Annotated in this window: 8 protein-coding genes and 1 tRNA gene; 3 read left to right on the forward strand and 6 right to left on the reverse strand. The window is 63.1% G+C overall.

Annotated elements, in window-relative coordinates; translation table 11 throughout:
- Position 1: 1 nt before the first annotated feature.
- From AB0I15_RS49355 to AB0I15_RS49365, 3 genes are all read right to left on the reverse strand, one after another.
- A complete protein-coding gene (locus AB0I15_RS49355; RefSeq protein WP_358113169.1) occupies positions 2 to 2680 on the reverse strand; it encodes a DUF1156 domain-containing protein in 2679 nt (892 codons plus the stop codon).
- The gene (locus AB0I15_RS49360) at positions 2680 to 6108 is read right to left on the reverse strand and encodes a helicase-related protein (RefSeq protein WP_358113171.1); all 3429 of its coding nucleotides are present in this window, start codon (positions 6106 to 6108) and stop codon (positions 2680 to 2682) included. Before AB0I15_RS49360 ends, AB0I15_RS49355 begins: the two co-directional genes overlap by 1 nt.
- Before the next feature lie 789 nt (positions 6109 to 6897).
- Positions 6898 to 6969: transfer RNA gene (locus AB0I15_RS49365), tRNA-Arg, on the reverse strand.
- 116 nt (positions 6970 to 7085) lie between these two features.
- Between AB0I15_RS49365 and AB0I15_RS49370 the strand changes: the two genes are divergently transcribed.
- A complete protein-coding gene (locus AB0I15_RS49370) occupies positions 7086 to 7472 on the forward strand; it encodes a response regulator (RefSeq protein ID WP_358113173.1) in 387 nt (128 codons plus the stop codon).
- 156 nt (positions 7473 to 7628) lie between these two features.
- Here AB0I15_RS49370 and AB0I15_RS49375 read toward each other — a convergent pair whose 3' ends face one another.
- Positions 7629 to 8003: a hypothetical protein gene (locus tag AB0I15_RS49375; RefSeq protein ID WP_358113175.1), complete on the reverse strand. Its 375-nt coding sequence runs from the start codon at positions 8001 to 8003 to the stop codon at positions 7629 to 7631.
- A gap of 6 nt (positions 8004 to 8009) precedes the next feature.
- On the opposite strand from AB0I15_RS49375, the gene AB0I15_RS49380 reads away from it, so the two are divergent.
- Complete coding sequence (locus AB0I15_RS49380) at positions 8010 to 8366, forward strand: tetratricopeptide repeat protein (protein WP_358113177.1); 357 nt, start codon at positions 8010 to 8012, stop codon at positions 8364 to 8366.
- A gap of 21 nt (positions 8367 to 8387) precedes the next feature.
- Positions 8388 to 9056 (forward strand): AIM24 family protein, encoded by a 669-nt coding sequence (locus AB0I15_RS49385; RefSeq protein ID WP_358113179.1) that lies wholly within the window; start codon positions 8388 to 8390, stop codon positions 9054 to 9056.
- A 296-nt stretch (positions 9057 to 9352) separates the two neighbouring features.
- Here the strand turns inward: AB0I15_RS49385 and AB0I15_RS49390 are convergent, their stop codons facing one another.
- Both AB0I15_RS49390 and AB0I15_RS49395 read right to left on the reverse strand, forming a co-directional pair.
- Positions 9353 to 10405 carry a cellulose binding domain-containing protein gene (locus AB0I15_RS49390; protein WP_358113181.1) on the reverse strand — a complete coding sequence of 351 codons (1053 nt, stop codon included), beginning with the start codon at positions 10403 to 10405 and terminating at the stop codon, positions 9353 to 9355.
- A gap of 117 nt (positions 10406 to 10522) precedes the next feature.
- Positions 10523 to 10794: universal stress protein (locus AB0I15_RS49395; RefSeq protein ID WP_358113183.1), on the reverse strand; the 272-nt coding region annotated here is incomplete at its 5' end.

Here is a 10794-nt window from a genome sequence, read left to right on the forward strand (position 1 = left end):
TTCAGAACAGCCGATTCTCCGAAGTCCCGACATGCTTGGCCGCCGCTTCCGACAAACCCTCGCGATTGCCCCCCAATCCGAGTAATAACGTACGTTCTCGCTCGCCTTCTGGGAGGGCCTCCGTGATCGCCGAAACCATCGCCCAGAAGCCGGGCTCGTTGCCGGCCCCGGTAGCACTTAAGAGCTCAACGAGCTCGTTGCGACGCCCCAGGTCATGAAGCTGGGCTGCCAGATGAAGCACGTCCACCAACGCTGGAGCCGGGCCAAGAACAATCTTCTTGCGGTCATCCGGGCCGGCAAGGCGATAGCTGACGTCCTTGCCAGTACCCTGCTTCTGGACGAGGCCGTAGGGACGTGTGAGCTCTTCGAGATCGATCTCGAAGGCACGGCAGAGCATGTACGCCTCATCAGCTGGAATAGCAATGCCGTCGTAGGCCCAGCGCCAGGTAAGGTAGAACAGAGAGCGGCTGTCGAGCGCTACGAGTTGCTCCCCGCCAAGAAGCCGCCGCATAGCATGCCGGGCCACCGCTTGACGTGCGAGAACCATGAGCTGGGCAACATCAACCTCCTCACCAGAGAGCCGTACCACGCGGGAGTATTGAGCGAACACCTCGAAAGCAGGGCCAATCGCGGAAACGAAGTAGTCAGCCCCGGAGAGTTGCATCTCCTCGAATGTCGCTAAGCGCTGCTCTAGACGGGCTTCAAGCTCACGGACGACGTCGTCATAGAAGCCATCCTTGTGCGTCTTGACCTTGCGGCATACGAGCACGACGGAGGACCCCAGGACGGATCCAACGTTGGCCGTGGTCCGGCCTTCCCGCTCGGACTGCATAGGCCACGACGTCGTCACGACGAGTCCCGCACCACGGAGCGCCTTGAGGAGTCGCTCCCATGCATTGACATCGGTGTGCGCGAATACGACAGACACGATGCCATCGTCCTTGACAACCCTTGCAACCTGATTGAGTGCGTTCTGGAGACGCCACTCGAACTCTTCATGTGAGATATATTCGGGTGACTTCTTGTCCGCCCGATTCTCAATGACTTCGGCCTGCTTAGGTGTCAAGGGGGTCAAGAACAGATCCGGATAGAGGTGTCCGATGCTCCGCTTGAGCCAGACGTAAAAGAAGTCAGATAGGTCACCATACTGGAAGGCGTCATAATAGGGTGGGTCAATGATGACTGCATCAAATTCCCCATCCACAAACGGCAACTCCTGGGCATTGGCTCGAAGCACATGACTCGGATTACCCACGGTCGCGTTGGCGCAGTGGACGAAAGCCTTGCAGATCCAGTCGATGGCGCCATCCCAGTTGCTTGGGCCATCAGCCATTGGATCAATCTCTGTGAAGTCCCAAGCCATTCGTATGGATTGCTGTGGAAACGTGCCGCGGGGCGCTTCCACCGTTGGTCGCCAAGAAGTGAAAGAGGAGTTGTAGTCGGCAACTCGATCCACCGCTAAGCCAAGGTATGTCGCAAGAGCCTTAGCACGGTCCGAAGCCATTCCCTCGTTGAGCATTTCTTGGTGCGCGACACGTACAGTCTGCGCCATGACCGCTAGTGTGTAGCACTGTCTGGGTGTGAACATCGCCATCCACGTGTCGATGCCATAAGTCAGTGGCCGAAGAGTCCTATATTGCGACTTGACCACGAGTTCATCAGGGACAGCGGTTGTGCCCTCGGGATACTCATCAAGTTCCTCTAGGCGAGGAGCGGCCGTGTCGACAGCATCGATCTCTTCCTTAGTTGGCTCGCGATAAGAACGAATCCCGTTTCGGATCTCCATGACGGCGTAAAGATAGCGTCCGAAGCCGTTCTCCCGGGCATAGCCCCGCAGTTCTTTGTCGGGCCACGACGCCGGACAGACGGGGCAGGAGACGGTGACGACGGATCCACGGCTCGTCTTTGTTCCCTTGGACCAATCGGTGCCATCGTTCGGTGCTCCCTCTGCCAAACGCAACTCGACGCGGTGGGGCAGCACATCGTAGTCCACGCGAACCTTGCGACGTGACGAATCAGCCAACTTCCGGGACGAGATGATAGGGATGATTCGCCCACAGCTTGTGTCCGGGCACGGGATAGTACGCGCCCAAAAGTAAACCGCTACACGCGCGTCATCGGTCCCACTACGAGGGAAGACTTCAGCGAGCTGTTTATCCGCTCTTTCCTTCATCCATTCGGCCCAGTGAGTCAGGTCGTCGACAAAGGGGCGCGCACCCTGCTCGTCGACGTCACCGTACAGAGCTGGGTACTCAAGGACACAACGCTGAATCAGATGTGCCACGGGGTTGATGTCGGTGGCGGTGACGTCGCACCCGAGGCGAGAGGCTTCAAGTGGGATAGCGCCGCCCCCAGCAAAACAGTCAAGGACTTTGGGACGCCCCCCCGGCCATGCCTTGTTGAGAGCCTCACGAAGGGGTGCCATACGCCCACGGTCTTGATTGGCCGCCTCGAATGAGGCGGTGTGTGCGATGGCTTGGAGCAGGCCCTTTCGCGTTACTTCGTCATCAGGGTCGGGAACAAGACTTGCGAAAACAACTGCTCGTGCCATGGCGAGCGGCCGACGTGCCCACCACAGGTGCATCGTTGAGATGTTGCCGTGCCGGAGGTGCTTTTCTCGTCCGGACTGCACATTGACCTCGGCGAGAGGGAGCTCCTCCTCGATGAGTGCACGTTTCATTAGCTCTCCGATGCATCGATCACAGGTTGGGGGGCTACACCGAAGCGCACGTCGAGATGAGGCTTGATGCTTCCGATGAGAGCCTTGGCAGGGTTCTGCACGCGGTAAAGCCGAGGGTTCACGCTTGCGCAGTCAAGGACGACGTAGAGCCAGTAGTCGTTGCCGAGCTCAACCGCCTTGGCGTACTCCGACCACGTGAGCACGACGTCTCCGACGCCGCCGCGCCCCTTGACCTCAATGCAACGCCGCTGGATCCCGCGTACGGAGAGCACGTCGAAGCCGACGTTGTCGGCCTCCACGGACTTGACCAGGACCGCGCCGTTCGCATGCTCGTGCGCCATCGTGATCTGGACCGCGATCTGCTCGACTTCCTCATTGCTCGTGCCGAGGTCTGGTGCCGTCGAAGCCCCACCTTCACCTGTTCGTGAAAGGTGAGGAGTGATAAGGCATGTGGCGAGTACGCGGACAGGTCCACGGCGCACGGTGCGTCCTCGGAGCGCCTCGGCAAGGCGGTGATCACGCCGCTCCTGGGTCTGGGCCTTGGCGATCTCAGCCTTCCGGAGTCTGCCTTCGGCCCCGATCACGCCATTTTCGATGTCCTCCTCAACACTGAGGATCTCCTGGTCCTGTCGTGCCAGAACCGCCAGAAATGACCTCGTCAGAAAATCGTCCTGCACGGCTGCGACCTCGTCGCGCTCCACCTTCGCCTGCTGGTAACGGCGCTCGAAAACGTTCCTGCGCGCCCAGGCCACAAGACCAACAGTTCCTTCGGGAGCGGGCTCATTCCCTGTGAGCGCTGCCCTTTTGGCTGGAACAAGATCGTAGAGAAACTGCCGGGCAGCCTCATAGCCAGACGCTGTCTCAGTAATCGTCGCCAACGCCCTGTGGACAAGCTCACCGTTGCCATCAACCGCGTCACCAGTCACGACATGTAGCAACGTTGCCTCACCCGCATCAGGATCTTGGAAGACACAGCCGCGGTCGAGATCGCGTTCGGTTCGCTCGATAACGAAGTCAAGGAGTGCATCGAAGAGCGGGTGACCGGGGCCGCACAGCTCAGCTTGAGGGGCGCCCTGGTCTCCATCGGCGCCTGGGGGGCGCATAGCGACGGACTTCTCAAAAGTGAGTCGCGCGTACTCTGGGGCCACGCGTCGGGTGGCGTTTCCGACTCGGGACCGGGCGACTAGTACGTCCGGCGTGCGGGTCACACGCAGTGTTCCGGGATCCAGCCGATCCGCGACCTGTCCGCCGGCATAGGTAATCGCGTCGCGGAAGAAGCGCTCCAGGTAATGAGGGGGCAGACGACGCTCTTCAGCGCGGTTCGCCCGATCGCGCTCTGCCTGCCAGTCGATGTGCTCGGTGGCCAGTGCGCGGTCCAGGAGTTCCCGAGCACGGGCGACTGTGGCTGGATCGAACTCATCAGGATCGGATCCGAAAGCATTGACAGCGTCGGCGGTGGAGACAGATCCGGCGATGACGTCTTCCAGAAGATCGCGAAGACGGTATCCGTCGAAGATTTCCCCGATTACATCGAACACCGGATCGCCTAGCGACTGGCCCATCCGCTCCAGCTTGCGCAGCAACGTGGCGAGGACTGCGCCTTCCCTTGTGTTGCTTGCGACCAAATTAAAGATGTGAACATCCTGAGTTTGGCCGATCCGGTGGATGCGGCCCATGCGTTGCTCGAGCCGGTTCGGGTTCCACGGGATGTCGTAGTTGACCATCAAATGGCAGAACTGGAGGTTAATGCCTTCGCCGGCCGCCTCGGTAGCGACCATTATCTGTGCGCGCTCTCGGAAACGGCGCTCGGCCTCGATCCGTTCGGGAAGCTTGAGACGGCCGTGGATGACCGCTACGTCGAAGTCTCCCGAGAGCTTTTCGACGAGATAGTCGAGCGTGTCCTTGTGCTCAGTGAAGATCAGTAGTTTCTTGGACGGGTCATCACGCAAACCCTGCTCGGCGACTACATCGAGAAGTTCATTGAGCTTGCGCTCAACTCCACTTGCCTCGGTTTGCTGCGCCTGTATCACCAATGGCTCTAGGGCTTCAAGCTCCATCCGCAACTCGGACTCTGTCTGCGGAAGCCACTCCTCCAGAGCTTGCTCCTCAAGGGCCCACCGCTCATCTTCGGTGAGGTCTCTGGACTCATTGTCTCCGTTGGCAAGCACGGAATCACGGAATTCGCGGCGTCCACGCAGGTACTGCTCTGGGTCCTCCAGCGCTTTCTCCAGGCGGTCCATGCGGCGCTGTAGAGTTCGGCTGATGGCACGCACCGATGACGCCAACCGTCGCTGCATTGTCGTGAGGGCGAATCCGGCGGCGGAGCTGCCGTTGCCCTCACCCCGAATTTCAGCAAGCTCCCTGGAGACGAAGTTGGTAACCGCGCGATAGAGGTCCCACTCCGCACCTTCGAGATCGTACGCGACGGTATGCGGGTGGCGCGGCTTGAAGAGACGCCCGCCTCGCAGGTCAACCATCTGCTCCTTGGAGGTCTTCGAATAATGGCGAGGGCTGAACTCGATGCGTTTGGGGCACCGGTTTCCATATGCATCGGAGTCAAGTAGACGAAGAAGTCCCCACAGTGATTCGTTGCGACCAGAGTGGGGGGTGGCTGTCAACAGGACGAGTCTGTGTGCCCGGTCGGCGATCTGCTCGGCTGCCTTATATCGCTCTGACTTCTTCGAGATCAACCCTTTAGTATCCACCTGCAGCGTGAACCCGTGAGCCTCGTCAATGACAGCGAGATCCCAGTCCTTCTCGGTTGCGACGAAAGCCGCCAAAACTTCCTCAGAGCGCATGAAGTCTCGCGAGACGATGACGAAATCGTGAACGTCCCACGGGTTCTGCGTCGGGGCGGAATCGAACACTGCTCTGTCGAAGAGGACCGCATCGATTTGGAATCGTTCCGCCAACTCGCGCTGCCACTGAGGACGCAGGTTGGCGGGGGTGACGATGAGGACACGATCTGCCGCTCGACGAAGCTGGAGCTCTTTGATGTAGAGCCCAGTCATGATGGTTTTGCCGGCGCCCGGATCATCAGCGAGCAGGAATCGAAGACGGGGCTGCTCAAGGAAGTGGCCATAGACCGCCTCCAGCTGATGTGGAAGCGGCGTGATGTTCGAGACAGCGAGAGCCGCCATGTCATGTTGGAACCCGATTCGGATACGGCGGGCTTCGACTCCAAGGCGGAAGTTGTTGGGGTCCGCGTCGAACGAACGAGCATCCCCTGTGTCTATGAGTTGGACGTCATGAAGCTCATCCTCGGCCAAGGTGATCTCGCCAAGAACGCCCTCTACGTTGCGGTACACGAAGTCCCAAAACGGACCGGGCTTAACCTGCACCAATGTGACGGGGGCGATGTGGCCAGGAAATCGAACGCGCGCGTCGGTGCGAAGCCGGCCCGGATCGTGCACGTCAGATGACCCCACGCTTGCTCCTTGAGCGCCGAACCAGATACAACACGACCCCGTGGGGCGTCCACTCCGCAGGCCTCTAAACCCATCGACGAGCCTCAGTACGGTGCCGCCACATTGGATACCTTAAGCATCATTGCCCACAACTTTGCCTGTCCGGTGGGAACGGTTCAACACAGTTGCGCATCATTGGTTTCCGCTGCCCGGAAACTGTTTTCGGGCTTCCACAAATTCGTTCTAATGATCGCCCGAAATATCAGCCGAGCTACTATCGGGCCATCTTGAAGCGATACGAGAGACGGTCATATAGGACTTTAATTCCTATATCTGCACAAATCTCTAAGCGAGGAAAATCGAGAGCGGTAATGGTGGACCGCTTCCGTGCCCCGGTGCAGTGGCGATCGAGGCGCAACAACTGTCTGGGAGCTTTTTCTCTGGAAGCTAATCGCGCGTGGGCTGCGCGGGGCCGCGATCGGCCGGAGAGTCGTAGCGCGGCATGCGGGGCAGCCCGAAGCTTCCGCCCATCAGCCTCGCCACCTTCGAAGAGTTCGCCGTCCCAACGGGGGCCGCCAAGAACGGCCAGCCACCCGACTCCACGTAACACTTGCCGAAGATCACATCGCCTGCAGAGCCGGGCGGAGGCGCCGGGGACAACGGTTCAATGCAGAGATCATGGTTGGTCCACAACTGGTCCACAACCAGCGAACTACAACGAGAACGGGCGAGACTCCGTGAGACTGGAGGCCCGCCCGTTCCTGCGATGTCTGCCCTGGTCAGCGGCCGGAACCGCTGATCAAGATCGAGTGCCCCCTGTAGGATTCGAACCTACGCACCCGGCTCCGGAGGCCGGTGCTCTATCCCCTGAGCTAAGGGGGCTCGACAGGTGATAAGGCTATCAGCATCAGGAGACCACTCGGCACCAGATAACGCTCCTTGAACGCTTCCCCCGAAAACCGCCCGTGACCGGCCCGCTACAGGTTACCTTGACGCCCGTGGGCGAGGTTCTTGGGAAAGTACTGGTCGTGGACGACGACGAGGTCATCCGGCAGCTCATCGCGGTCAACCTGAACCTGGAAGGGTTCGAGGTCTCGACCGCCACCGATGGGCAGGACTGTCTTGAGCGCGTGCTCGACGTCATGCCGGACGTCATCACGCTCGACGTGATGATGCCGTGTCTGGATGGTTGGGCTACGGCGCAGAGGTTGCGGACCGAGGCGGCCACCAGCCATATCAAGGTCGTGCTGATCACGGCCAGGGCGCAGGATGACGACAAGCGGCGAGGCCGGGGGATCGGGGTGGATGCCTATCTGACCAAGCCGTTCGATCCGGCGGAGCTGATTCAGGTGGTACGGGATCTGGCTTCGGGGGCTCGGGCTTGATCAAAGCGAGTGAGGCGTAGCCGGGTCGAGTGAGGCTTGGCCGGGTTGAGTCGGTCTGTCCGAGGTCGGTTTGGGGTGCTCTGGCGTGGTGGGTGGGCCGGAGGTTGCGGGTTAGACTGCGGGTCCTTACACGGTGCGGGGTGACGCATGGGGCCGTTAGAGCGGGCTGGGCAGGTCTACGAGCAGGCGGTGTTCGGCGGGGACCACAGCGGGGTGGTGGAGGCCGAGCAGGGGCTTGAGCGGCTTGAGGCTGAGGTCTCGTTGGCGCGCGGGCGGCTGCTGCACGCGCGGTTCCTCCGTCAACGAGACGGAGATCGAGATGCGGATCGAGATGCGGATCGAGATGCGGATCGAGACCGAGATGATGAGGGGTTGCTCCAGCAGGGGGTGACGGATGGAGGGCGGCCTCTCCGGCGGGGTGTGGATGAGGCGGAGGAGTTGGCGCTTTTCGAGCGGGCTGTGCGGCTTTACCGGGGGCTGGGGGATGTCCGGGGTGAGGGTGAAGCGCTGTTCTGGGTGGGGGTTTGGCATCAGGTCGTGCGGGGGGATCAGGGGGCGGCGCGGCCGGTGTTCGAGCAGGCCCGGGAGCTCGCCGTCCAGGCGGGTGACAAGCTGACCCTCTCGTACGCCCTCCGCCACCTGGGCATCGACGAGCACGGCGCCGGGCGGCTGGTGCGGGCGCGGGAGTTGCTGGAGGAGTCCGTACGCCTGCGCAGGGAGGTCGGCTTTCCTGCCGGGGTGGCCGCTAACCTGGTGGGGTTGGCCTATATCGCCCTCGACGAAGGGCGGCGGGATGACGCGGTGGCGCTGCTCGATGAGGCGGGCGCCCTCGCGGAGGACGATGGCGCCGGGGGCGTCATGCGCCATGTCCAGGAGGCTCGTACGCTGCTGTAAGTCCAGACCTTAGGGAGAAACGTGCGTAGCTCGATCTTCGGCAACCTCGACCCCCGGCAGTTGCCCCCCGGCTTCGCCCTCGAGAACGGCAAGATGCTCCGCGTCCAGTTGCCCGAAGAGGTGCTGGCCAAGCAGGGGTCGATGGTCGCCTTCCAGGGGCAGATGGACTTCGACTACGAAGGCTCGGGCGGGCTCGGGAAGATGTTCAAGAAGGCCATGACGGGTGAGGGGGCCTCCCTCATGCGTGTACGCGGCCAGGGGTTGCTCTACCTGGCCGACAATGCCGACGACATCCACCTGTTCTACCTCGAGAACGAGGGGATCACGGTCAACGGGCGCAACCTGCTGGCATTCCAGCCGCAGCTCGCCTGGGACATCCAGCGGGTCCAGGGGGCCGGTGTGGCGGCCGGGGGGCTGTTCAACACGACCATCACCGGCACGGGGTGGGTGGCGGTCACGACGCACGGCACGCCCGTGTTGCTCGATGCCGCTCGCATGCCCACGTTCGCCGATGGGCAGTCCGCCGTCTGCTGGAGCACGGCGCTGCAGGTCGGGGTCAACCGGACGATGAAGATGGGGGCCCTCATCGGGCGGGGGAGCGGGGAGGCGATGCAGCTCTCGTTCAGGGGGCAGGGGTTCGTGCTGGTGCAGGCCAGTGAGGGTGTCCCGGTGGTCACGCAGCGTTCGTAGCCGGCGAGCCGAACGCGACATCCCCGTCGGCGTGACGGTGACCTCGATCGAGCACGCGTACCGGCGAGGTCAGCGCCCTGCGCGGGCGCGATGTCGCGCAGGCGGCCAGGTGTCTCATCGTGATGGTCAAGAAGCGGACGTGGCACGTGCCGGGTGACGCCCGGCTCGATCTGCGGGCGGTCAAGGAGCTGCTGGAAGGCGCGTACGTCACCTTCGCCGGCAAGGACAAGGCCGAGGAGCCGGCGGGCAGCGTCAGCGGGACCGTGCTGCCCTTTCGGCTACGACCCCGCCACCGGCTAGGAGCAGGTCGGGGCCGGGGCGGTGTTGGTGCCGTTCCAGGAGGCCAGGAAGCCGAACGTGGTCGACGCCCCGGGCGTCAGCAGGCCGTTCCAGCCCGCGTTGCGCACGGTCACCGAGGCGCCGCTCGTGCTCAGCGTGCCGCCCCAGATCTGGGTGATCTGCTGGCCGTTGGCGAACGTCCAGCCCACCGTCCACGCGTTGATCGCCGTGGCGCCGGTGTTCTTGACGGTGACCTCGCCCTGGAAGCCGCCCTGCCACTGGCCGCCGTTCTTGTACGTCGCCGTGCAGCCGCCCGTGGGCGGCGGGGTCGTGGTGGTGGCGGTGGGCGTGGCGGTGCCGCCCAGGGCGTTCACCAGCGGCTGATACCACTTGTCGGACATCTTCTGGTCGCCGGCGGCGTTCGGGTGCACCCCGTCGTAGGTGTCCGAGCTCGTGCTGAACCCCGTCCACTGGTCGACCACGGTGATCGGGGACTGCGCGGTGGAGGTGGAGGCGGCCCAGGCGGGGATGGCGTTGTTGAAGTTCACGGCGCGCTGGGCGCAGTCCGCGCAGCTCGACGGGTTCATCGGGATGATCTTGGCGACGAGGATCTTCATGCCGGGATTGCCGGCCCGCATCTGGTTCACCAGGGTCGTGAACGCGCTGAGGATCGTCGCCGGCGCGATGTTGCTCCACACGTCGTTGGTGCCGAGGTGCATCAGCACGACGTCGGGCCTGGTGGCGGAGAGCCAGCCGGGTAGCTGGTTCTGGTTGGCGATGTTGGTGGCCAGGTAGCCGCCGTGGCCCTCGTTGTCGCCGTCGTGCGCGACCCCGCAGCCCTGGGTCGGCAGGGTGCCGACGAAGTCGATGTTCGTGTGGCCGGCGCTTTGGAGCCTGTTCCAGAGCAGGGCCCGCCAGCAGCCGGGGGATCCGGTGATCGAGTCGCCCAAGGGCATGATCCGTACGGCGGCGGCACTGGCCGAGGTGGTCGCGGCGAACACCGTGGTGGCCAGGAACGCCGCCACGGTCAGTGCCAGCGCGGCCGTCAGCACGGCGCTGGTCTTGCGCATCGTCTGCTCTCCCGTCGTAGCCTGCGCAGATCGTAGGATCACCGGGCTATGGCGGAAAGGGAGATGCTCGCGGGGTGGCCCCGACCTGCGGCGACAGGGGGCCCAGGCATGTAACTTTCAGCGCCGGACCACCACGAAGGGGCAGGGCACGTGGTGCAGCATGGCCTGGCTGACCGAGCCGATGAGCATCCCGGCGAGCTGGCCGTGCCCGCGCGAGCCGACCACCAGCAGGTCGGCCCCGGTGGCGGCCGCTCTCAGCACCTCGATCGGGTGCCCGTGTACGACCTCGGCCACCGCGTCCACGCCGGGATGCCGCTCGCGGTGCCCGGACAGCAGCTCGTCGAGCGACCGTAGCGCCTTCTGCTCGCTCTCCCGGTCGGCCGGCTCGA

The sequence above is a fragment of the Nonomuraea sp. NPDC050643 genome, assembly GCF_040654715.1.
GTDB lineage: Bacteria > Actinomycetota > Actinomycetes > Streptosporangiales > Streptosporangiaceae > Nonomuraea.